The sequence below is a fragment of the Capnocytophaga sp. H2931 genome (assembly GCF_002302535.1).
Lineage (GTDB): Bacteria > Bacteroidota > Bacteroidia > Flavobacteriales > Flavobacteriaceae > Capnocytophaga > Capnocytophaga canis.
The window spans coordinates 2,582,804-2,607,185 of sequence record NZ_CP022381.1 but is presented as its reverse complement, the minus strand read 5'-3'; the positions used below and the strand labels follow the sequence as shown (position 1 = coordinate 2,607,185).

Annotated in this window: 22 protein-coding genes; 18 read left to right on the top strand and 4 right to left on the bottom strand. The window is 33.9% G+C overall.

Translation table 11 applies throughout. The features are described 5' to 3' along the window. Positions 1-40 precede the first annotated feature (40 nt). The 11 genes from CGC52_RS11035 (at position 41) to CGC52_RS10990 (ending at position 8,263) form a co-directional block, all read left to right on the top strand. Positions 41-877 (top strand): phosphatase PAP2 family protein, encoded by an 837-nt coding sequence (locus tag CGC52_RS11035; RefSeq protein ID WP_095894390.1) that lies wholly within the window; start codon positions 41-43, stop codon positions 875-877. Next, positions 855-2,387 carry a phosphoethanolamine--lipid A transferase EptA gene (eptA, locus tag CGC52_RS11030; protein WP_095894389.1) on the top strand — a complete coding sequence of 511 codons (1,533 nt, stop codon included), beginning with the start codon at positions 855-857 and terminating at the stop codon, positions 2,385-2,387. Before CGC52_RS11035 ends, eptA begins: the two co-directional genes overlap by 23 nt. Positions 2,388-2,458: 71 nt before the next feature. Next, the gene (locus tag CGC52_RS11025; protein ID WP_042007003.1) at positions 2,459-2,689 is read left to right on the top strand and encodes a hypothetical protein; all 231 of its coding nucleotides are present in this window, start codon (positions 2,459-2,461) and stop codon (positions 2,687-2,689) included. A gap of 37 nt (positions 2,690-2,726) precedes the next feature. Beyond that, on the top strand, positions 2,727-3,311 hold the full coding sequence (locus CGC52_RS11020) for a Uma2 family endonuclease (RefSeq protein WP_095894388.1): 585 nt from the start codon (positions 2,727-2,729) through the stop codon (positions 3,309-3,311). A gap of 17 nt (positions 3,312-3,328) precedes the next feature. Then, the gene (locus CGC52_RS11015; protein WP_095894387.1) at positions 3,329-3,913 is read left to right on the top strand and encodes a Uma2 family endonuclease; all 585 of its coding nucleotides are present in this window, start codon (positions 3,329-3,331) and stop codon (positions 3,911-3,913) included. Positions 3,914-3,979: 66 nt separating this feature from the next. Further along, the gene (locus CGC52_RS11010) at positions 3,980-4,543 is read left to right on the top strand and encodes a phosphatase PAP2 family protein (protein WP_095894386.1); all 564 of its coding nucleotides are present in this window, start codon (positions 3,980-3,982) and stop codon (positions 4,541-4,543) included. Between the two features lie 120 nt (positions 4,544-4,663). Further along, entirely contained in the window at positions 4,664-4,804 is a 141-nt protein-coding gene (locus CGC52_RS11275; RefSeq protein WP_157909144.1) for a hypothetical protein, read from the top strand. Continuing rightward, on the top strand, positions 4,782-5,006 hold the full coding sequence (locus tag CGC52_RS11005; protein WP_157909143.1) for a hypothetical protein: 225 nt from the start codon (positions 4,782-4,784) through the stop codon (positions 5,004-5,006). Before CGC52_RS11275 ends, CGC52_RS11005 begins: the two co-directional genes overlap by 23 nt. Before the next feature lie 209 nt (positions 5,007-5,215). Continuing rightward, positions 5,216-6,283, top strand: a complete 1,068-nt coding sequence (locus tag CGC52_RS11000) for a 6-bladed beta-propeller (RefSeq protein ID WP_157909142.1) — start codon at positions 5,216-5,218, stop codon at positions 6,281-6,283. Between the two features lie 86 nt (positions 6,284-6,369). Then, positions 6,370-7,461, top strand: a complete 1,092-nt coding sequence (locus CGC52_RS10995; RefSeq protein ID WP_095894383.1) for a BF3164 family lipoprotein — start codon at positions 6,370-6,372, stop codon at positions 7,459-7,461. A gap of 139 nt (positions 7,462-7,600) precedes the next feature. Then, complete coding sequence (locus CGC52_RS10990; protein WP_042005355.1) at positions 7,601-8,263, top strand: RNA methyltransferase; 663 nt, start codon at positions 7,601-7,603, stop codon at positions 8,261-8,263. 3 nt (positions 8,264-8,266) lie between these two features. On the opposite strand, the gene xerD is transcribed toward CGC52_RS10990, so the two are convergent. Genes xerD through CGC52_RS10975 form a run of 3 tightly spaced genes read right to left on the bottom strand, consistent with a single transcriptional unit; the run spans position 8,267 to position 11,536 of the window. Next, positions 8,267-9,172 (bottom strand): site-specific tyrosine recombinase XerD, encoded by a 906-nt coding sequence (xerD, locus tag CGC52_RS10985; protein ID WP_095894382.1) that lies wholly within the window; start codon positions 9,170-9,172, stop codon positions 8,267-8,269. 2 nt (positions 9,173-9,174) lie between these two features. Continuing rightward, a complete protein-coding gene (locus CGC52_RS10980; protein ID WP_042005357.1) occupies positions 9,175-9,672 on the bottom strand; it encodes a YkgJ family cysteine cluster protein in 498 nt (165 codons plus the stop codon). Continuing rightward, positions 9,662-11,536: an ABC-F family ATP-binding cassette domain-containing protein gene (locus CGC52_RS10975; RefSeq protein ID WP_095894381.1), complete on the bottom strand. Its 1,875-nt coding sequence runs from the start codon at positions 11,534-11,536 to the stop codon at positions 9,662-9,664. The genes CGC52_RS10980 and CGC52_RS10975 overlap by 11 nt, the downstream gene beginning before the upstream one ends. A 184-nt stretch (positions 11,537-11,720) precedes the next feature. Between CGC52_RS10975 and CGC52_RS10970 the strand changes: the two genes are divergently transcribed. Together CGC52_RS10970 and ansB are read left to right on the top strand one after the other, a co-directional pair. Beyond that, positions 11,721-13,049, top strand: coding sequence for an anaerobic C4-dicarboxylate transporter family protein (locus CGC52_RS10970; RefSeq protein ID WP_095894527.1), 1,329 nt, complete (start codon positions 11,721-11,723; stop codon positions 13,047-13,049). Between the two features lie 36 nt (positions 13,050-13,085). Then, positions 13,086-14,138 carry an L-asparaginase 2 gene (gene ansB / locus CGC52_RS10965; RefSeq protein ID WP_095894380.1) on the top strand — a complete coding sequence of 351 codons (1,053 nt, stop codon included), beginning with the start codon at positions 13,086-13,088 and terminating at the stop codon, positions 14,136-14,138. A 122-nt stretch (positions 14,139-14,260) separates the two neighbouring features. Here the strand turns inward: ansB and pflB are convergent, their stop codons facing one another. Beyond that, positions 14,261-16,501 (bottom strand): formate C-acetyltransferase, encoded by a 2,241-nt coding sequence (pflB, locus tag CGC52_RS10960; RefSeq protein ID WP_095894379.1) that lies wholly within the window; start codon positions 16,499-16,501, stop codon positions 14,261-14,263. A 172-nt stretch (positions 16,502-16,673) separates the two neighbouring features. Between pflB and CGC52_RS10955 the strand changes: the two genes are divergently transcribed. From CGC52_RS10955 to CGC52_RS10935, 5 genes are all read left to right on the top strand, one after another. After that, the gene (locus tag CGC52_RS10955; RefSeq protein WP_095894378.1) at positions 16,674-17,924 is read left to right on the top strand and encodes an IS4 family transposase; all 1,251 of its coding nucleotides are present in this window, start codon (positions 16,674-16,676) and stop codon (positions 17,922-17,924) included. A 900-nt stretch (positions 17,925-18,824) separates the two neighbouring features. Then, positions 18,825-20,201, top strand: coding sequence for a M20/M25/M40 family metallo-hydrolase (locus CGC52_RS10950; RefSeq protein ID WP_095894526.1), 1,377 nt, complete (start codon positions 18,825-18,827; stop codon positions 20,199-20,201). Positions 20,202-20,336: 135 nt separating this feature from the next. After that, positions 20,337-22,124, top strand: a complete 1,788-nt coding sequence (locus CGC52_RS10945) for a DEAD/DEAH box helicase (protein ID WP_095894377.1) — start codon at positions 20,337-20,339, stop codon at positions 22,122-22,124. 365 nt (positions 22,125-22,489) lie between these two features. Then, a complete protein-coding gene (locus tag CGC52_RS10940; protein WP_095894376.1) occupies positions 22,490-23,956 on the top strand; it encodes a hypothetical protein in 1,467 nt (488 codons plus the stop codon). 20 nt (positions 23,957-23,976) lie between these two features. Continuing rightward, the gene (locus tag CGC52_RS10935) at positions 23,977-24,375 is read left to right on the top strand and encodes a hypothetical protein (RefSeq protein ID WP_156131333.1); all 399 of its coding nucleotides are present in this window, start codon (positions 23,977-23,979) and stop codon (positions 24,373-24,375) included. Positions 24,376-24,382 lie beyond the last annotated feature (7 nt).

The following is a 24,382-nucleotide window of genomic DNA, read 5'->3' as shown; positions in this document are numbered from 1 at the left end:
AAAGAATAACTAAAAAATATTATTTATTTAAAAATTAACAATGAATCAGACTATAACAGCTAATTTTGAAAAAGTGAAACCCTATTTCTTAATTTTTCCATTATTAGTGATGGTGAGTGTTTTCTGCTTTTTGTTTGTAAACAACGCTTTAGAACCTGAAAAATACGTTTTTATTCAACAAGAATGTTTTTTTTATTTGAATGAAAAATTATCGCAATTTCCTTATTTACAATATAATTTAACCCAATTTGGAGATGCTTTCATCGTGTTGTGTATGCTTTCGGTTTTCTTTTTTTATACTCCGAAGATATGGGAAAATCTGCTATCTGCTTCGTTGCTATCGCTCTTTTTTTCAAGGGGTTTAAAGGAATTTTTTGATGTTCCTCGTCCTGCTACCATACATCCTATAGATTCCTTTACGATTGTTGGAGAAAAAGCAGTCGGATTTTCAAGTTTTCCGTCAGGTCATTCGATAACCGTTTTTACAACGTTATGTGTACTGTTGATTGCTTTTTTACCTAAATCATTGATTAAAAAGGTTTTATATATTGTTATACTTGTTTTTTTGGGACTCATTTTAGCTTTCACTCGTGTAGGCGTGGGGGCTCATCATCCGCTGGATGTGATTTCAGGATGTGCAATAGGTTCTATATCAGCTTTTTTGGGAATTCTTATTAACCAAAAATATAACGCATGGACATGGATTTCCAATAAAAAATACTTACCTATTTTTATGGTGCTATTCTTAGGTTCCGTTATATTTTTGATTTACAGAATTTTAGAAGAAAATATTTTTGTATATTACCTTTCTTTATCTAGTTTAATTGTTTCACTATACACTATCATAAAAGCATATGTTAAAAAAATTAATAAATAATATTACTTTATATCGTTTTGTGCTAATTATCAGTATTTTAAACTTTATTTTCTTCCATTACGGATTCTTCAGTTTTGTTTTTCAAAATATTGATTACCATAGTTTTAATGGAATTTTACTTGTTATTAGTTTGTTTATACTGATGGTAGTAGCTAATTTCTTTGCTTTTTACCTGATTTTGTTTTTACTTCGAGCTATAGGTAAGTTTTTGTTAGCTATCACCTTCATTCTAAGTGCAATAGCTGTGTATTTTATCAATACATATAGTATTATTGTTGATGAAAGTATGATTGGTAATCTATTAAATACCAATTACGAAGAATCAAGTAGCTTTTTTTCTGTGAAGTTAATTTTGTATCTACTCGTTTTGGGGATTATTCCAAGTATTTATATTTTAAAAGTAAGAGTTACATATCCTTCTGTAAAAAAATTCTTTAAAAATTTAGGAGCTATTTTATTGGTTATTTTAATTTTAGTAGTCATAAATGCAAAAAATATTCTTTGGATTGACAAAAATTCAAAATATTTGGGAGGATTGGCTATGCCATGGTCATATTCAGTGAATACGATTCTTTACTACGTTCACAAAGCACAAGAAAATAGGCAAGAGATTTTGCTACCCGATGCTACGATAAAAAATAAGGAAAAATCGGTGATGGTGTTGGTCATTGGGGAGTCGGCTCGTAGTGAAAATTTTTCGCTTTATGGTTACAAAAAAAACACGAATCCGTTGCTTTCAAAAACAGAAAATGTTTTCCATTTTAGCGCTAATTCGTGTGCAACTTATACCACTGCCGCTGTAAAATGCATTTTAGAGCATCAGGATATAGGAGATTTGTATGAAATTTTGCCAAACTACCTAAATCGTAGTGGTGTTGAGGTGGTTTGGAGAACGACCAATTCTGGTGAGCCTCCTGTTCATATTGATAAGTACTTCACAGGAAGTGCATTACGTCAAAATTGTGAAGAGAAAAATTGTGATTATGACGAGGTGCTTTTATCAGGGTTAAAAGAACAGATTTCGAAAAGTGATAAGGATAAAATATTAATTATTTTACATACTTCTACCAGTCATGGACCTACATATAATAAAAAATATCCTACTGAATTTGAGGTATTTAAACCCGTATGTAATAGCGTGGAGTTAGGGAATTGCTCTCATGAGGAACTCATAAACGCTTATGACAATACGATTGTTTACACGGATTACATGTTGCACAAAATAATCGGAGATTTGAAAGAATTGGAGGATTACAAAACTGCCTTGCTCTACGTTTCAGATCATGGCGAATCCTTAGGAGAAAAAAATCTGTATATGCATGGGTTACCGATGAGTATTGCTCCAAAAGAACAATATGAAATCCCTTTTATTGTCTGGAAATCAGCAGATTCTAAGTCTATAAAATCCCTTAAAGACGTTACACAACACCATGTGTTCCACAGCGTTTTGAAATTTTTGGACGTAGAGAGTCCTATCTATAACGAAGAATTGAGCATTTTTGGCGATTAGCAATAAACTAAAAGATAAAAAAGTTGTATATTTGCTCTAAATAATTACAAATAAATTTAAAACACAGAAAAATGAGTAACTTTCCCAAATTTTTATTAGGTGACAATAGTGATTTTCCAGATGCTATTTTCGTCATCCATACCGAATACCCTCGCTTTGTACTTAATTTAGAAACCGATGAGGTTGAGTGGTTGGAAGATTTCGATGAAGAAGACACTAAGGAACTTGAAATAGAGGCTGAAAACCTTATTCAGCAGTCATATGAATTTTACGAGCGTGAAATTGACCGATACGAGGGGTAATTCTGCTTTAAATTTTATTAACTAGAAATCCTTAATTATGAAAAATGTACTAAATATCAATCAATTAGATGTAGAAAATGGTGTTTACACTTATGCTGACTACCTTCTTTGGAAATTTGAAGAGCGTGTGGAGCTTCTCAAAGGAAAGATTTTCAAGATGTCACCTGCACCAAGTTTGAAACATCAGAAAATTTCTATGAATTTGAGTGGATTACTATGGCAATTTCTCAGAGGAAAGAAATGTCAATTGTTTTCAGCTCCGTTTGATGTACGTTTGCCTAAAAAGGAAGAAAAAGGTGATAATATTCACACGGTAGTTCAACCTGATTTATGTATAATTTGTGATGAAAGCAAATTTGATGAGCGTGGCTGTATTGGAGCTCCTGACCTTATTATCGAAATTCTTTCGCCGGGAAATTCGAAAAAAGAAATGAAAAACAAATTTGAACTTTACCAAGAATCGGGTGTGGAAGAATATTGGATTGTAAACCCAACGGACGAAAATATTTTAGTGAATGTTTTGGAAGATGGAAAGTACAGAATTTTGAAACCCGTTGTAGATGAATATATTACATCGGTTAAATTTCCTGAGTTGAAAATCCACACCTCGGATATTTTTTAACATAAAGAATAATCCTTATGGCTACTATTAATAATATCAATCAGTTAGATTTAGTAAACGGTGTGTATACATACGCAGACTATCTTCTTTGGAGGTTTGAAGAGCGTGTGGAGCTTCTCAAAGGAAAGATTTTCAAGATGTCACCTGCACCCAGTTTGAAACATCAGAAAGTTTCTTCAGCATTACATGGAGAATTTCATATCTATTTTAAAAATAAAAAATGTCAATTGTTTTCAGCTCCGTTTGATGTACGTTTGCCTAAAAAGGACGAAAAAGGTGATAATATTCACACGGTAGTTCAACCTGATTTATGTGTAATTTGTGATGAAAGCAAATTGGATGAACGTGGCTGTATTGGAGCTCCTGACCTTATTATCGAAATTCTTTCGCCCGGAAATTCGAAAAAAGAAATGAAAAACAAGTTTGAGCTTTACCAAGAATCGGGTGTGGAAGAATATTGGATTGTAAACCCAACGGACGAAAATATTTTAGTGAATGTTTTGGAAGATGGAAAGTACAGAATTTTGAAACCCGTTGTAGATGAATATATTACATCGGTTAAATTTCCTGAGTTGAAAATCCACACCTCGGATATTTTTTAATATTTTTTATAGGGAATATATACTAACAGATAAGATCAATATTGAAGCCTAAGATAACAATCCATTATGTTTGAATATATTATAGAAAAAGATAAAGAGTTATTCCTTTACCTTAATGGCTTAGGTTCAGAGCATTGGGATATTTTTTGGCTCTTTATAAGTCATAAATTTTCTGCTTTACCTTTGTATGTTTTGTTGCTTTTTTTCTGTTTCAAGTACTTTAAGTGGAAGAAAACTATCGTAATATTAGTTTGTGTTGCCCTGATGATTGTTGCTACCGACCAATTGGCGAATGTTTTTAAATACGGTTTTGAGCGATTGCGTCCGTGTCATGACCAAAGTCTAATTTCCCAAATGCGTTTGATTATTTGTGGTGGTAAATACGGCTATTTTTCGGCTCATGCAGCTAGTTCAATGGCAGTAGCTGTCTTTTTTAGTAAATTATTCCATAAGAAAATAAAATGGCTATTTCTTGTGTTGCTTTTGTGGTCATTTTTAGTGGGTTACAGCCGAATTTATTTAGGAGTTCACTTTCCTGGTGATGTGCTTACGGGCTTTATCATAGGCGGATTGTTAGGGTTTGTGTTTTATCTAATTATGGCTGATAGGTATAAACATAAAACAATGTAATATCAAGCTTCTAAAAAGGTTATGTACGAAAGGTTTAAAGAAATAATTATGTGATTTTAACTATTTTTTTGATATTTTTTTATAACTTGCATTCGTTATTAACATATAAATATTCATAATATGAAAAATCTAAACAAAAGCCTATTAGTTGTGGGAATTGTAGCTTTGGCAGGCTACGGAGTTAGCAAAAATGTTATTAAGGAAACTACGGAATTGGACCGCTCTAACATTGGCAAACGTGGAAGCATTAGAACAAAATGAATCCGATGGAGTTCAAGCTGTGTGGAATCGAAACACCTTTACTTGTACTATTTATGGTAATGGAAAAATTAAGATTGCAGGAGGTAGTATTGTAGAAGTTAAAGGTTCTCTGACTTTTGATGGTGGACTTTATTGTACAACAGATGGCAATGCTACTTGTTCTCCCGTAGAATGTAATGATTTGTGGCAACAAATTTTCTAAAGTACTAAAAGTGAACTCATTTTGACTTGTATTAAAAAAAAATATATTTTTGTAGATGGTAGCAAAGAAGAATCTAATTAAATAAAGGTCAAAATGAGGTTCATCGTGTTATAAAACAACCTTCTAAATGTAGTTATACTATGAAAATTCATAATTTCAGATTAAATGTATATTATGTTCTTTTTTTATGTTCTATTTTTTGTTACCTATTGAACAGTTGTAAACAAACAAAGACTTTTGAAGGAGAACAGTACGTAATACACTTACTTAGCGACAATGACTTTGTTCAAGTAACAGAATTAATAAATCAAGCAAAAGCAATTCCTTTAGAAACTCCTGATGGTGTATCATTATCAACCATTGTTGAAATACGAGCAAAAGAAAGTTTATTCTACATAAAAGATGATAGAAAAGATAAAGTGTTTGTTTTTGACAAAAATGGAAAATATATCTCAGTACTTTCTAAAAGAGGTCAAGGAGGTGATGAATACTTACAAATTTCTGATTTTGATATTTTTAACAATCATATTTATGTTTTATCACGTCCAAATAAAAAAATATTTGTGTATGATGCTTCGAACAGACTTTCCTCCATAATTCCTTTAACAGATTATTTTGATTTCTTTAGAGTGATTGATGAAAGACATATTTGTCTATATTCTAATTTTTCGAATGAAACGCTTCATAATTTTTTAATTTATGACACTGTAGAAGGAAAGTTTATTAAAAAATTTCTCCCTTTTGAAGTTAATCAAAGTTTTTCAATTCAAAATACACCTTTTAGTCAAAATGCATCCGATGAATTTATATTAACTCTGCCTTATGACTACAATTTGTATCATTTCAAAGATAATGATATTCAAAATTGGAAAAAAATATTTTTTGAGACACCCGATAAGTTACCTATTGACGATTTTAGGAATAATTTTTTTACGCTTCATCGTGAATTTAGCAATAAAAGAGTAGTTAAACAAATTCAAAATGTTGGAATAATGAAAGATATGTTATTTCTAACTTTTTTGTTTAATAATCAGTATCACCTAACACGTATCAATCTTTCTAACCAAGAAATCAAAACAGCAACACTTAAATATAATGATAAATATCCTTTTATCATATCTCCTCCTTTGGGATTTGAAAATCAAAGTCTAATATTTGCGATGAATGCTTCTGATATTGCTATTTTTAAGCAAGATTTTCCTTCCGACAAAAAGAAAGAGGGTAAATTGGACATCTCAGACAATCCTGTGCTTTTTATCTATTCTCTCAGTCTATAAAAAATCATACCGTGTTGTAAATAACATTATGGATTAAATTAATAGTATTCAGTGATTTATAATTAAACACAATAATAGATTTAACCATGAGAAAAATTATATATTTATACTTATGTTTCTTCTCCTTAATTTCTTGTAAAGAGGAAACGCTATCTAATGAATATATGTCATTTGATGAAGTTCAATATGTTGAAAACTTTCCCAAATCACGGTCTCTTATCAAAGAAAAAATGGTTGATTTTGGAGTTTTGGGAGTCAATAGATTTCGTATTGTAGATAGCTTATTGTTTTTATCAACCAATGACAGTGATGCCTTATGGAAATTGGTTTCATTGCCTAAACAAAAAGTTTTGGGAGCATTTTTGAAAAAAGGACAAGGACCTAATGATTTTCCTATGGCTCCTAACCTTTGTACGCAGACTTGGATATCAAATCAAAATAATGAATGGATAGCTCACATTTATGATTTTAATAGAGGAAAGCTCTGTAAGTTAAATATTTCTCAGGTATTGGCAAATAAAACGGAAGAATTGATTATTTCCGAATTGGATTTACCTCAATCGCTGTTCAATGTTCAAATGCTTGATGAAACTCATTTCTTTTGTAAAACACTGAATAACGAAGCTACTTCACAAGAGCGATTTATGTTCCGCCAAAACAACAAAAGAATACCTCCTCCGTTGGCAAAACTCAATGAAGCTCACGTAAGAAGAGGCGAGGATACGAACATATTATCAACGCTTGTTAAATACGATCATGAAAAAGATATTTTAGTAGAAATGCCCTTAGGACTTAACTACATAAATATGTACTCGCTACAAAATGATACTATAGCAAAAACAATATGTTTGGGTAAAGAGATGAATAGCATTACAAGTATTCAAAATACATTCAGATGGAATCGGATGTATACATTTTGTGATGTTCGCTCATTTAAAAATTTTTTTGGAGTTATGTTCATAAACGAAAAGGAGAAAAACTATCAAACGAATCGTGAAAATTTACCAACCATCTTCTTGTTCGATTGGGAAGGAAATCCTTTGATTGAACTGAAATTAGATCATTTAGCTACTTCTTTTGATATTGATTTCACAAACAACAAATTGTACACGCTTGATTCACTTTCCGATGAAATGTTTGTTTATGACATAACTCATATACTATCTGAAATGAAATAAACAAATTATTTTTTCGTAACTTCGCCCTCTAAAAGAACATGTTCACAGGCATAGTGTTATTTCTTTTGGAGGGCAAATTTATTTTATATATAACACAGAAAATTCAAAAAAATGAAGTTTCTTTAATCCATAAAATGCAATGAATCAGAATACACTTTTGACATATTTAGAAAATTTCATTACGGACTCACGCAAAGAACGCTTTACCGAAATTCTATCGCTAAGGACTAATCATTTTACGGTTGCCGTTGAGGATGTTTTTCAAATGCACAATACCAGTGCCGTGATTCGCAGTTGTGAAGTGTTTGGTGTGCAACAAGCTCATTTGATTGAACAGCGTTTTGGGAAGCGATTGGATGCTAAAATTGCTATGGGAGCTCAAAAATGGGTGGACACATTTCGGTATGAATCTACCCAAGAGTGTATGGATACCCTTCGTGCAAAAGGCTACCAAATTGTGGCTACAACTCCCCATCAAGATGCTTATTTGCTAAACGATTTTGACATCACCCGAAAGAGTGCTTTCTTTTTCGGAACGGAGAAAAGTGGTCTTTCAAAAGAAGTTTTGAATCAAGCGGATACTTACCTAAAAATTCCAATGGTAGGTTTTACTGAAAGTTTAAACATTTCGGTTTGTGTAGCCATTATTTTGCAGCAACTGACTGAAAAACTCAGAAAATCAGATGTTTCATGGCAACTTACAGAAGAAGAAAAAACATGCATTCGCATTGATTGGACAAAAAAATCAATTCGCAGTGTAGAAGCTGTACTACAGCGGTTTAATGAAAAATATGCCGAGTAGTTTTTATAATTCAAACGTACGACGAGGATGAAACTTTACCAACATTTCCCTCAGGTGTGAATTCTCAACATGGACGTAAATCTGTGTAGTTGTGATGCTTTCATGTCCCAACATTGTTTGAATAGCACGTAGATTTGCACCATTTTCGAGTAGATGCGTAGCAAAAGAATGTCGAAAAGTATGTGGACTTATCTTTTTTTGTAATCCAATATTTTCCGCTGTTTGCCGAACAATGGTAAAGATCATTGCTCGAGTGAGTTGTTTTCCTCTTCGGTTTAGAAAAACGTAATCTTCATGCCCTTTGGCAATTTTGATTTTTTTTCGCTGATTATGAATATAATTTGATATTTGTTTTTTTGTAAATTCTCCAATGGGAACAAGTCTTTGTTTGCTTCCTTTGCCCATCACTCGAATAAAATCTTCTTCAAAAAATAAATCAGATAATCGTAGAGAAATTAGCTCTGAAACTCGTAATCCACAACCATAAAGTGTTTCGATAATAGCCTTATTTCGATGTCCTTCGTCTATGCGTAAATCGATGGATTCTAATAATTTATCAATTTCTTCCAGAGTAAGGGTATCGGGTAGTTTCAATCCTATTTTAGGGCTTTCAATCAAATCCATAGGATAATCTTCCCGATTTTTTTCAGACATCATAAACTTAAAAAAACTCTTCAAAGCTGAGATGAGCCGAGCTTGTGAGCGTGAATTCAACTCTTTAGAAGTTTCATATACAAATTGTCGTAAGGTATCCACCGAAATGGTGTTGGGAGTTTCTGCAATATGATAGGTTTCGAGATAGGAAATGAGTTTTTCGATATCCAATCCGTAGGAAGTTATTGAATTCTTAGACATTCCCCGTTGCAGTTGTAAATAAAATTGGTATTCTTCCTTAGTTTTGTGCCACATTTCTATCTTACCTTAATACTTTCTTTCATTTTTTCAACCACTTTGAAAGCTATTGGACAAATTTCCGTATTTTTTACTGTCAAATTACCTATTTGATATATTTTCTTCCTATCAGTATGTGGATATTCACGACAAGCCTTGGGTCGAACCTCATAGATTAAGCAATAATTATCGGATGCTAAAAAAGGACAAGGCATTGACTGAAATACATAATCTTTATCTTCATCCACACGTAAATATTTGGTGATAAAATCCGATGGTTTTACGCGTAAATGCTTGGAAATTCGATCAATATCTATGTTTGTTAGCAGTGGTCCTGTTGTTTTACAACAATTAGCACATTGTAGACAGTCAACTTCAGCAGAAACCTCATCATGAATTTCCTGCATCATATAATCTAATTTTTTAGGAGGTTTTTTCTTCAATTGTGCAAAAAACTGTAAACTTTCATCCCGTTTTTGCTTGGCAAGTTTGGGTAGTTCTGACAAATTAATTTCCATTTTCTTCCATTTTCATTGAAAGTTCAAACCAACGTTCTGTTTTTTCTTCTAATTCAGTAATAATTTGCTGTAATTCCATTGATTTTTGTTGAATTTCATCTGAATTGAGTTCTCCTTTAGAAAATAAATCTTCAATGCTTGTTTTTTTATCTTCCAGAATAGAAATTTCTTTTTCTAATCGATTAAATTCTTTTTGTTCGTTAAAAGACAATCCTTTTAAACCATCTTTTCGCCATACATTTTTAGTAGTTTCTTTTTTCTCAGAACTTACCTCAACAGGAGGTGTGCTTTCTTCATATACCCTAAAATCCGTATAGTTACCGGGAAAATCCTCCACTACTCCATCACCTCGGAAAACAAATAAATGGTCTACTATTTTGTCCATAAAATATCGGTCGTGCGATACAACAAGTAAACAACCGGGGTAATCCAACAAAAATTCTTCCAAAACGTTTAAAGTTACGATATCCAAATCATTGGTAGGTTCGTCTAAAATCAAAAAATTTGGATTTTGAATCAAAACCGTACACAAATAGAGCCTTTTTAATTCACCACCACTCAATTTTTCAACAAAATCATATTGTTTTTTACGATCAAATAGAAATCTTTCTAATAATTGAGCTGCGGAAAGCGTTTTTCCTTTGAGTAAAGGGATATATTCACCATATTTCTGAATTACTTCGATAACTTTTTGTCCTTCTTTTACTTCAATTCCTTCTTGAGTGTAATATCCAAATTTAATTGTATCACCAATAACAATTTTTCCGTTGTCAGGTTCTATTTTTTGTGTTAGGAGATTCAAAAAAGTTGATTTTCCTGTGCCGTTTTTCCCGATAATTCCAACCCGTTCGCCACGTAAGAAGTTGTAGTTGAATTTATTGAGAATAATTCTTTCGCCAAATTGTTTGCCAACATTGTGAAATTCAACAATTTTGCTTCCCAAACGTTCCATATTGATTTCAAGTTGCACTACATGATCTTTACGGCGTTTGTGTGCTTGTTCTTTGATGATATAAAAATCATCAATACGTGATTTTGATTTGGTTGTACGAGCTTTTGGTTGACGACGCATCCAGTCTAATTCCTTGACATATAAATTTTTAGCTTTATCGATACTAGCTTGTTCCTGAGCCAGACGTTGCTCTTTTTTTTCAAGAAAATAAGAGTAATTCCCTTTGTAAGTATATAATTCTCCATTATCAAGTTCCACTATTTCATTACAGACACGTTCCAAAAAATAACGGTCGTGTGTAACCAAAAATAGGGTAATATTCTCCTTAGCAAAAAATTGCTCCAACCACTCAATCATCTCTAAATCAAGATGATTAGTAGGTTCGTCAAGTATGAGTAAGTCAGGTTTAGTAATCAGGACGTTTGCTAACGCTAATCGTTTTTTTTGTCCGCCTGAAAGATTTTTAACTTTTAGTTGTAGGTTATCCAATTTAAGCCGTGATAGGATTTGCTTGTACTGAGTTTCAAAGTCCCACGCATTGTGCAGTTCCATCTTTTCAAAGGCTTTTTGGTAATTTTTTTCATCACTTGGATTTTCCAAAGCCTTTTCATAGTCCTGAATGATTCTCAAAATGGGGTTATCCACAGAAAAGATGGTTTCTTCAATAGTAAAATCTTCATTAAATTCTGGATTTTGCGATAAAAAAGCGATGTGAATTCCATTTCTGGACACTACCTGACCACTATCAGGTTGATCTTTTCCTGATAATATGTTTAAAAGTGTCGTTTTTCCAGTTCCATTTTTAGCAACAAAAGCTATTTTTTGGTCTTTATTGATGCCAAAGGAAATGTTTTGAAATAAAACACGTTCACCGAACGATTTGGATATGTTTTCTACGGATAATAAATTCATTTTGCTCAAAAATATATGAGTTAATAGGTTCAAAAACCGCTTCTAAAGTTTAAATCCTAAAAATCTCTATTTCTCAGCAAAGATATATAAAATGCTCCATACCACAAATTATAGTGTTAAAATCGTAGGCTAATAGCGCATTATTTCGTAATTTCGGGGCAAATTTTGAAATACTATGGATTGGCTGATTTTCACGGAATTATTTGTTGTTTTAGTAGCTATTTTTGTAGGAGCTCGTGTGGGAGGGATTGGATTAGGAGTTTTTGGGATGCTCGGACTTGCTGTTCTGGTATTTGGTTTTGGTTTGAAACCAGGAAATGCTCCCATTGATGTGATGCTTATTATCCTTTCGGTTATCACAGCAGCAGCAGCTTTACAAGCAGCTGGAGGATTGGATTACTTGGTAAGGGTAGCTGAACGAATTCTTCGCAAGAATCCTTCAATGATTACGTTTTTAGCTCCAGTGGTATGCTATATTTTTACGTTTCTTTCCGGCACGGGACATATAGCTTATTCGCTTTTGCCTATCATCTCGGAAATTGCTACGGAAAGTAAAGTTCGTCCTGAACGTCCGTTAAGTATTTCAGTAATTGCTTCGCAACAAGCCATTACAGCAAGTCCCATTTCTGCAGCTACGGCAGCTCTTTTAGGAACAACGCTTCTGGGAGGACAAGGCATTGAACTCAGTGATATATTAATGATATGTATCCCTTCTACGCTCATAGGGGTGATTGTTGGTGCTTTTGCCGTACGATTTATCGGGGTAGATTTGGAAAAAGATTCCGAGTATCAACGAAGAGTACGTGACGGAATTTTAAAAAATGAGAAACAAACAACTTATGAAATTTCTGCTGAGGAAAACCAAAAAGCACTTATTTCGGTAATTATTTTTCTAATAGGTGTACTTTTAATTGTTATTTTCGGGTCTATTCCTTCTTTACGACCTTCGTTTGTATTGACCGATGGCACTTCCTACCGACTCGGAATGACTGAAATTATCGAAATTGTGATGATGTCCATTGCAGGATTGATGCTTATTTTCACTAAAACGAATGTAGATAAAGCAGTTAAAGGGAGCGTCTTTATAGCAGGAATGCAGGCCGTAATTGCTATCTTTGGTATCGCATGGATGGGAGATACGTTTTTTAATGGAAATATTGAATTTTTTAAAACACATATTGAACATATAGTCACTGATTATCCATTTTTGTTTGCTATAGCTCTTTTTGTAATGTCCATTTTGCTGTTTAGCCAAGCCGCTACAGTGCGTACACTTTACCCGTTGGGAATTGCTTTGGGCATTCCTCCATTGGCTCTGGTTGCCATGTTTCCTGCCGTAAATGGGTATTTTTTCATTCCAAACTACCCCACTGTAGTAGCAGCTATTAGTTTTGACCGTACAGGAACTACTCGAATTGGAAAATATGTACTTAATCATTCGTTTCAACTGCCTGGCTTTGTTGCTACCATTGTTTCTATCGCTGTTGGATATTTCCTGATTTTGTTTTTATGATTATATAATAAATTGATTTACAATACAATATATTTTATGAACATTCCAAAAAAAATTATCCTTTTATTAGTTATTTTCATACCTATGGCAGTCTTCGGACAAAAGCCTATGATACGCATTATTGCCACTGGTGGAACTATCGCTGGAGTTAGTAAATCAACCACCGACAGTAATTATAAGGCTGGTGAATTAGGAATTTATGAATTACTACAAGCCGTTCCAGAGGTAAAAAATATAGCAGAAGTTAGTGGAGAGCAACTTGTGAAAATAGGTTCACAAGATATGAACGATCAAGTATGGCTGAAACTTTCCAAACGAGTCAATGAACTTCTTACAAAGGAAAATTACGATGGTGTTGTCATCACCCATGGAACGGATACTATGGAAGAAACAGCCTATTTTCTTAATCTTACAGTTCATAGCAATAAACCTGTGGTGATGGTTGGAGCCATGCGTCCAGCTACAGGAATGAGTGCCGATGGGCCTTTGAACTTGTACAATGCGATAGTAGTTGCAGCTTCATCAAAGGCTACTAACAAAGGGGTAATGGTAGTGATGAATGATGTTATACACGATGCTAAAGATGTAATCAAAAGCAATACATTGGCTGTGGAAACATTCCAAAGTGCGAATTTTGGCAAATTAGGATATATCCATAATGGAAAAACTTTTTTCAGTAGAATGCCTCAAAATAAACATACCACACAATCTATTTTTGATGTAGATAATCTAAAATTTTTACCAAAAGTAGGTATCGTTTATGGGTATTCTAATATGTCGGAACTTCCAATGAAAGCTTTTATAGATGCTCAATTCGATGGAATTGTCTATGCAGGTGTAGGAAACGGAAATTTTTATCACACACTATTTGATTTGGCTGTACAAGCTCAGAAAAAAGGTATTCAAATCGTACGTTCATCGCGTGTACCCATGGGTGCGACAACTCTTGATGCCGAAGTAGATGATACTAAATACAATTTCGTAGCCGCTCAAACTCTAAATCCGCAAAAAGCACGTATACTACTGATGCTTGCACTTACAAAAACCAAAGACTGGAAACTAATTCAGCAATATTTTAACGAATATTGAACTTTTACTTGTGATATATTAATTTTTATGGATATAACCCAAGTAAGTTATTAGAACAAACGAAATGAAAGCTGTCCGAAGGTGGACAACTTTCATTTTCTAATGTTATGTTCTTTTAATAATTACATCAATTCATGCATTGTACGGCTCAATACGTCACGCTGTTGTTCAGGTGTCAGACTGATAAGTCTTACTGCATATCCCGATACACGAATTGTAAAATTAGGATACTCCTCAGGAGCTGCGATTACTTTTTCTAACATTTCTTTATTAAACACATTTGTATTCAAGTGGAAACCTCCCTGTAAGAAGTAACCATCCATCATCGAAGTTAGATTTTTTATTTGGTCACCTTTAGTTTTTCCTAATGACGAAGGTGTGAAAGCCGCCGTAAGACTTATTCCATCTCGACTGTATTCATATGGAATTTTAGCTACCGAACTCAAACAAGCCAACGCACCACTTCTGTCTCTTCCATTCATTGGATTTGCTCCTGGTGAGAAAGGTTCTCCTTCACGTCTTCCATCAGGAGTATTTCCTGTTTTTTTACCGTAAACGACATTCGAAGTAATTGTTAGAATGGATGTTGTAGTTTCATCAGCTCTGTACACTTTATGTTTGCGAAGCATTGTCATGAATTTTTTCAATAATTCAACAGCAATAGCATCCGCACGGTCATCATTATTTCCGAATGTAGGGAATTCCCCTTCGATTTTATAGTCTATTGCAAGTCCCGTTTCATCAACAATTGGAGTTACTTTGGCATATTTTATTGCAGACAAACTATCCACGGCAACTGAGAAACCTGCGATACCTGTAGCCATAAACCTACGAACATTAGTATCGTGTAGTGCCATTTCCAAACTTTCATAAGAATATTTATCATGCATATAGTGGATTACGTTCAATGTATTGATATACAATTTGCACAACCATTCCATAAATTGATCGTAACTTTCGATTACCTTATCATAGTTTAATACGCCACGTAAAGGTTCTGTTTTAGGTCCAATTTGTTCGCCTGTCATTTCATCTCGTCCTCCGTTAATAGCGTAAAGTAATGCTTTAGCTAAATTGGCTCTCGCTCCAAAAAATTGCATGTCTTTTCCGGTGGTCATTCCCGATACACAACAAGCTATTGATTTATCACAGGTTTTCAAGAAGTCAGAAAGAAGCTCATCACTCTCATACTGGATTGCTGAATGGTTAATTGAAGATTCAGCACAGAAATCTTTAAATCCTTTTGGAAGTCTTGAAGACCAAAGAACTGTCAAATTAGGTTCAGGAGAGTTCCCCATATTGTCGAGAGTATGAATGAAGCGGAAATCGGTTTTCGTTACCAAAGATCTTTCATTATCAAGCATTTCCCCAACGATAAGTGTTGCCCAAATCGGATCTCCTGAGAACAATTGGTTGTAATCGGGCGTACGAGCAAATTTCACCATTCGAAGTTTCAACACTAAGTTGTCAATGAGTTCTTGAGCTTCCACTTCAGTAAGTGTTCCGTCTTGTAGGTCACGTTCAATGTAAATATCAAGGAAAGTAGCAATATTTCCGATACTCATCGCAGCACCGTTTTGTTGTTTGATAGCTGCCAAATATCCAAAATAAAGCCATTGAACTGCTTCACGAGCATTCGTAGCAGGTTTTGAGATATCGAAACCATACATTTTTCCAAGTTCTTTTAACTCTTTCAAAGCTCGAATTTGTTCAGCTACTTCCTCTCTGTCACGAATAATATGTTCGGTCATCACACCATCGGATCCAATCTCATTGAAATCCTTTACTTTCAATTGGATAAGCTGATCTACTCCGTACAAAGCTACACGACGATAGTCTCCAATAATGCGACCTCTTCCATAAGCATCAGGAAGTCCAGTAATTACCCCCGATTTACGCACAGCACGCATCTCAGGAGTATACACATCAAAAACCCCTTGATTGTGTGTTTTACGGTAGTCTGTAAAAATTTTAACTACTTCATCTTCAACTTTATATCCATAAGCTTCGCAACTATGTATCGCCATATTAATACCTCCAAAAGGCATTAAAGCTCGTTTTAGAGGCTTATCTGTTTGTAATCCAACTACTTTCTCACGTTCTTTGTCTAGATATCCTACAGAGTGAGAAAGTATGGTTGAAGGAATTTTTGTGTCCATGTCAACAACCCCGCCGTTAAGACGCTCTTGCTTCATCAGTTCATCAAATTTCCTTACAAGCTCAGTCGTATCAGCGGTAGGACCTTCTAAAAAAGAGGCATCTCCACGATACTCAGTGTAATTTTTGGTAATAAAATCGACTAAATCAACTTGATTTTCCCATTTTCCTCCAACGAAAGGTTTTTTAAGTTCTGTTGCTACCATGTTGTCTATTTTTTTGTTATCTCACGTTCATTAAAACCGTAACAAAGATATAAAAAAAGCGTTTAAATACCAAAAGATTTTTTAATCTTTTTGTCACAACTATCCGAAACTTTTAAAATAAAAGTTGCCTGAGAATGTTGTATATTTGAAAAATTCCCATTTTTTTTCAATTATGACACTCTTCAGGCGAAGCAAAAATACAAATAAACCCGTAATCAGACAAATTTTAGATCTCATTCCTGCGCATATTTTAAGAGCGGAAATCGCTAAACATCAGTCCGATAAGGGAAAGTCTACCTATAAAACTCGCGACCAATTGGTGGCACTAACTTTCGGACAGCTGAATAAATGCTATACGCTATCCGACATAAGTTGCGGATTATCAGTTAGTAGCACTTTCCTAAGCGATCTCCAACTCAAACAAAGTCCCGCAAAATCAACAATGAGTGATGGAAACAAAGTAAGACATTATGGAGTATTTAAAGATTTGTATTCTAGTCTTTTAAAGTATTACAAACACTCTTTAAAAGCCAAACATCAAAGTCATATCATCGATGAAATCCAAAACCACAAAATAAAAATCATTGACAGTACTACCATTAGCCTGTGTTTAAGCCTTTTCAACTGGGCAAAATATCGGACAGCTAAAGGCGGACTCAAAATTCACACCGTTTGGGACGATCAACTTGGATTGCCTGAAATGGTCAATATCACCGAAGCTAAAACACACGATAGCAAAGGATTACAACAAAATATCTATCCGAAAAACACCATCATTGTTGAGGATAGAGGCTATTTTGATTTTAGTTTGATGCTCGGCAGAATCCATTGCCAAAATACTTTTGTTACGCGAATTAAGTCCAACACGCTCTACCAAAGTCTCGAAGAACGAGACCTGCCTGATGAAAAAGACCACGACATCCTCAAAGATGAAATCATCGTTTTGACCTCAAAAAAGGCGGTAGAAAGTGGTATTGATCAAGAGAAATTACGTTTGGTAACGGTTTATAAGCAAGACGGCAACAAAACCATAGAAATCATCACCAATAATATGGATTGGACGGCGAGAACCATTGCGGATTTGTACAAAAAACGCTGGGATATTGAGTTGTTTTTCAAGGCGATGAAGCAAAATTTACAGATAAAAACTTTTCTTGGAACGAGTGAAAATGCGGTGAAATCACAGATTTATGTATCTTTGATTTGCTATCTTCTGTTGGAGTTGATAAAGCGATTTTATAGCGATAAAAAGACGGCATTTAGTAATTTTTGCGAGAAAATAAGGGTGTGTCTTATGCACTATCTGACGCTGAATTATGTTTGCAACGAACTGAAACCTATCGTAAAAAAAGTGAAAAAACCACCTGAAAACACACTCTTTGACAGAGATAATTCCGCACAACAAACAAGTCTGCCCTTATAAATAAAGGGTTGACAAGGAATTTTATGAGTTTTCAAAAAACTTTCGGACGGCTGTGTCTTTTTGTAGCAAAAACTTATTTTTCTATTCCTGCCAAAAGTTTTTAATTTTATGACATTTTTGTTTTTAACTATTTGATTTAAAATAAACTTAGTTGTAAACCTACTGATTATCTCTATTGAAAAGTATTTACGTAGTTTTTTTATTCTTTCACTTTGATTTTCTTTTCATTGTACACATAATTAAGTTTCAAATGTCGTATCATGGTATTATTTACTCTTAAAATTACTAAATATTGCCTTTATCATAATAAAACCATTTCATCTATTCCGAAAGAAGATAATAATATGGCTGCATAAATCTGAAATTTTACCATTTTTTTCGCTCATAAAAAGAAAGTATTTATTTTACTTCATATCACTGAAAAGCAACACTAGATTCATGTTTTTGCATGAATATAAGCACTGCTTAGTGGAATATTCCAAAACCTAATATAGAGTAGCGTTTAACATTCATTCAATTGTCCGAATAACACTTCCAATTAGTGATATACCTGATAGGATAATTCAACCTATACCGTTCATAATTAAATATTTATATATTTAAAATCTGTAATGAGACGAAAGCTAAAATTTGTCCGATTACTGGTTTATTTTGTATTTAGTTTCGCTTGAAGTGTCTATATTTTGAAAAAATAGAGCTTGATAAACGTACGAAATTCTCAGGTTCTTCTTTTATTCAAAATTTCGGATAGTTTATGCAGATGTTAAAAAAATATTTTTATGTGACAAAATATTATTCTATATTTGCGAGTAGAACTTGGATATTTTAGTGGTTAAAATTTCAAGTGGAATGGTATTAACTAAATGGAATAGAAAATATTACGAAATCAAAGAAACGTTTATGAAAAATATAATCACTGTAATCTGTTGCGTTGCTTTCTTTACTTCAAACGCACAAACTTTTGAGAAGGATTCAATTATGTTGCGTTCAATCCACACCGAAACTTTAACAAAGGGCAAGGCATACGATTGGTTGCACCATATATGCTATCAGATAGGACATCGTCTGTCGGGGTCACATGGTGAGAAAAAAATGATTGAATTTTTGAAAACCGAACTTGAGGAATTGAACACTGATGTTAAGCTACAACCCGTGATGGTTCCTCATTGGGTACGTGGTTTGCCTGAATATGCCTATATCCAAACTGCTAAAAATAAAATTACTCCGGTTCCCATTTTAGCACTGGGAGGCTCGGTTGCAACACCTGCTTCGGGAATCAAGGGACAAGTCGTTGAATTTAAAAGTTTGGAAGACTTAGAAAAAGCAGATATTAACAGTGTTATAGGAAAAATTGTATTCCTAAATGGAGCTTTACCTAATGAATATATTGACGCATTTGATTCGTACAGTGCCTGTGGATCACAGCGTTACTCAGGAGCAAGAATTGCAGTAAACAAAGGAGCCATCGCTGTGATTGTAAGATCATTATCTCATAAAATTGACGACCATCCTCACACAGGAGTAATGTCATATGAAGACTTGCCAAAAAGCAGACACATTCCTGCCGCAGCAATCAGCACCAAAGGAGCCGATTTATTAAGTACACTGCTTATCTTAAATCCAAAATTGGAATTTTATTTCAAACAGAATTGTAAAACATTCGACGATGTACAATCTTACAACGTAATTGGGGAAATCAAAGGAAGCCTCTATCCCGATGAAATTATTACCTTTGGAGCTCACCTTGATTCATGGGATGTTGGACATGGAGCCCATGATGATGGAGCTGGTGTTGCTCAAAGTTTAGAAGTAATTCGTATCTTTAAATCATTGAATTACAAACCAAAACGCACTATTCGCATTGTTCTTTTCGCTAATGAAGAAAATGGTGCGAGAGGTGGTCAAAAATATGCTGAAGAAAGCAAAAAAAATAGAGAAAATCAAATCTTTGCTTTAGAGACAGATGCGGGTGGATTTTCTCCTCGTGGATTTAATTTGCGTGGTGAAGCCCAAAAAATAGAGAAGATAAAGATGTGGGAAAAATTATTTACTCCATATTATATACACTTATTTAGAAAAGGATATCCGGGATTAGACATCAGCCCTTTACAGACTGAAAATAATGTATTAGCGGGATTAGTCCCTGATTCTCAGCGTTATTTTGACCACCATCACTCCGAAACCGACGTTTTTGATGCCGTTAACAAACGAGAATTGTCATTAGGAGCTGCTGCTATTACCAGTTTGATTTATTTGGTAGACATGTACGGACTTTGATATACTTGGAAAAAGAATAAGCATATACTGAAAATGAAAATATATTGTTAAAAATGGGGACATCAGTAAAAAAATAATAATTCTAAATTGTCAATTCTCAATTAATTACTACCTTTGCCCCGTAGAATAAAACATATGAATTCATTTAAACAGTTAGGACTGAACGAGTCCATCCTCAAAGCCATTACTGATATGGGCTTTGAAAAACCTTCCGAAATTCAAGAAAAAGCCATCCCCACCCTGTTGTCCGAAGATGTTGATATGGTTGCGTTGGCTCAAACCGGAACAGGGAAAACAGCGGCTTTTGGTTTTCCTCTTTTACAAAAAATTGACGCTGAAACTAAAGAAACACAAGCTCTTATCCTTTCTCCTACCAGAGAATTGTGTTTACAAATTACTTCTGAATTGAAATTGTATTCCAAGTACATGCCTAATATTCATGTAGTTGCCATTTATGGAGGAGCAAGTATCGAAGAACAAACGAAAAGCATTAGAAAAGGGGCTCAAATTATTGTAGCTACGCCTGGTCGTATGCAGGATATGATTCGAAGAGGTTTTGTAAATATTTCAAATATAGATATTTGCGTTTTAGACGAAGCTGATGAAATGCTTAACATGGGCTTCTATGAGGACATCACCAGTATCCTATCACATACGCCTGACACAAAAAATACGTGGCTTTTTTCAGCAACTATGCCGAACGAAGTAGCTAAAATTGCACGTCAGTTTATGTATAAACCTTTTGAGGTTACCGTAGGTTCTCGGAATCAGGCGTCGAATAATATCCGTCACGAATACTATATGGTCAATGGACGCCATCGCTACCAAGCTTTGAAACGTTTGGCAGATGCAAATCCGGACATATTTTCAGTGGTTTTCTGTCGTACAAAAAAAGATACTCAAGCAGTTGCTGAAAAATTAATCGAAGATGGGTATAATGCAGCTGCATTGCATGGCGATTTAAGTCAAAATCAACGCGATTTGGTTATGAAATCATTCAGAGCCAGACAAATACAAATGTTAGTAGCAACTGACGTTGCTGCTCGAGGGATTGATGTTGATGATATCACACATGTGATTCACTACCAACTTCCTGATGAAACTGAAACCTATACCCACCGAAGTGGACGTACAGGTCGTGCAGGAAAATCGGGAGTTTCTATGGTTATCATCCCTAAAAGTGAGGTGAAAAAGATAAAATCCATAGAGAAAATTATTCAACAACCCTTTGAACAAAAACCACTCCCCAGTGGCATTGAAATTTGTGAAATTCAGCTCTATCATCTGGCAAACAACATCAAAAATAGTACAGTAGAAACTGCCATAGAGGACTACTTACCAGCTATTTACGATGTTTTACAAGGTTTAGATAGAGAAGAAATTATTAAACGAATGGTGGCGGTAGAGTTTAGCCGTTTCTTCAATTACTACAAAAACGCTGAAGATTTGAATGCGTCTAACGGAAAAGAAAAAGGAAATTCCGATAATGGCGAGGTACGTTATTTCATAAACATTGGTGAAAGAGATGGTTACGATTGGAAAACTTTAAAGGACTTCTTAAAAGCAACCTTAAATTTAGACCGTGACGATGTTTTTAAAGTAGACGTAAAGAACAGCTTCTCTTTCTTTAATACGGATGCTGAATTGGTTGATTTAGTGACCAGTACATTTAATGATTTTCAATTAGATGGACGTTTCGTAAACGTTGAAATTTCTAAAAAAGAAGAGCGAGGTAGCGGTAGAAATGGGCGCGATTCAAGAGGTAAAGGAGAATTTAAAGGCAGAAACCGAGGGGACTCAAAACGAAGAGATCGAGATTCTAAATCCGAAGGTCGTTCTTCATCTCGAAGAAAAGACAGAGGCAGAGGACAAAAAGCAGCACAAGCCTTTGATAATGCCTTTAAAAGAAAAAAAAGAAAATAATCGTTTGGTATCATTGAACATACACTGATTGTAACATACTTATTAATAAAAAGTTACAAAAATCTCTGTCAAGTAATTTTGATAGGGATTTTTTGTTTACTACAAATATCTTGTTGCGAATTACAGATATTTCAATTTGATGTAAATAATATTTACAATTAGATTTACTGTTTAAATCTCCTTTAAAAACAACACTTCGAAAGTAAAAAACAATAAAATATTTCGATTTTATTTGTTTAATTACCTTTTTATTTTATAGATTTGCGACAATAAATTCTAAAAAATCAAAATCATGAGAAGAAAAATTTTAATTAGTAGTAGCCTAATTTATGGTGCTTTTTTAATGAGGTTGTCAGCGAGAGGAAATGGAACAAGAACCTTTACAAGAGATTCACAAAAATGAAGTACACTTTCATAGTGAAGACAAGCACGTACACACCTATGACTTGAACAAATTAGCAAAACACAATGGTAGTGTGTTCGAATTTATTAGCAAAAAAGGAAGTAAATCGATATTTTCTAAAGGAAACAACAGCGGTGTTTATTTAGATGAAGAACAGATTATGAAAATCAAAAACGGAAAATACACCAGTTATTCGTTTTTAACACACCGTGAGAATTTACCCAAAAATGTGGTTGAAAATTTGGTTGTAGAGCAAGTAAATGACACGCTTCGAGCCTATTTGATACGCTATCAGTATTCGGATCGGTATATGGACAACCTTACTAAAGGAGTGAAAAACCAACGTTTTGACGGGACTATTATCCGTACAGGTTATCACACTGATTTAGATGCTCTACTAAAAATGGAAGAACCATCTTCCGTACATGAAAATTTAACGCGTATGACATTTAACAGAGTCTGTTATGACATCAATTTGATTATTTCATATTCTTGTAACTCGGGGAAACACTTTGTTGGAGATGACCGATGTGCCTTATCAGGAAGTGCAAGAGCCCATAATGAATATAGAACCGTTACGAAGTGTTATAATGAAATTGATTACGGTTGGACACCTCCAATGGAACAAATAGACCATATTGCTGATGACTATTTGGGAGGAGGTGGCGGAACACCTTCTGCTCCTGCCGTTGTGGTTAACATCAAGCGAGAGAGAGCAGATGGCGGAGCCACTGAGATTGAAGATGATGGTTATATCATTGACGAAATCATAGACCAAATAACCAACGAAAAAATTAAATGCCTACACGACAAACTACGCAATGGCAACAACGACTATGTAAAAGAAATTTTTAGTAAATTTGAAGGAAATGGTACTGAATTTGATATTGTGATTAAATCTGAACCCCGTGTTAGAGACTCAAAAGGTATTGAACGTAGTTCAAAAGGAATAACTTGGCGTGATGGTAAAACAATTAATATTCGTATAAGTGAAACATTCGCAACAGGTGCTCCTGCTTTAGAATTAGCAAAAACAATTTTTCACGAATATATTCACGCAGACATTTTTAGAAAATTAAAAACTAAAGATGATGAAAATTTACCTGAAATAAAAAGCTTTAGAGAAACTTATGATGAATACACCAAGAAATTTTCAAAAGAAAAACAACACGAATATATGGCAAAACACTACGTTAAGGTAATGAGTGATGCTCTTAAGAAATTTCATCAAGATTTTTTTCCTGATGACATTACAAATTACGAAAAACATATGGGTGAAAAAGTATCAGACAAACTCTATGAAGCGTTAGCTTGGATAGGTTTAAAAGAGCACGGAGTAAAAGCCTATGAAGAGTTAAGCGATGACGAAAAAGAGAAAATAAAATTCTACGAGGCTCGTGCAAGTATGCTATCAAAGAATTGTAACTAAAACTACAAAATAATTATGATATGAAAAAGATCTTTTTTTTATTCTTTTGTATGAGTACAATTATGTATTCTCAACAAGAACGGGATACACTTTTCATAGCTTACAACTCAAAATTTATGCAAAAAATAGAATATGAATCTGAAAAAATTTGGTTTACTTTAAAAGATAATAATCAAGGTTCAGAGTGGGTTGCCTTTGAAGAAAAAAGACACATAAAAGGATTAAAACCCAAAAAAATTAAATGTTTTGAAGCTTTATTGAAAGATGCTGAAGCTTTAACATATACAAATGAACAAAAGAGCGAATTCAAAATAGACCATTGGAAATTAGATTTATATCTTGAAAATTATGCTTCTATCTTTTTGATAAAGGAAAATATATTTATACAAGTATCCCCCATTTACGCAATAATAGATTAAAATTCTA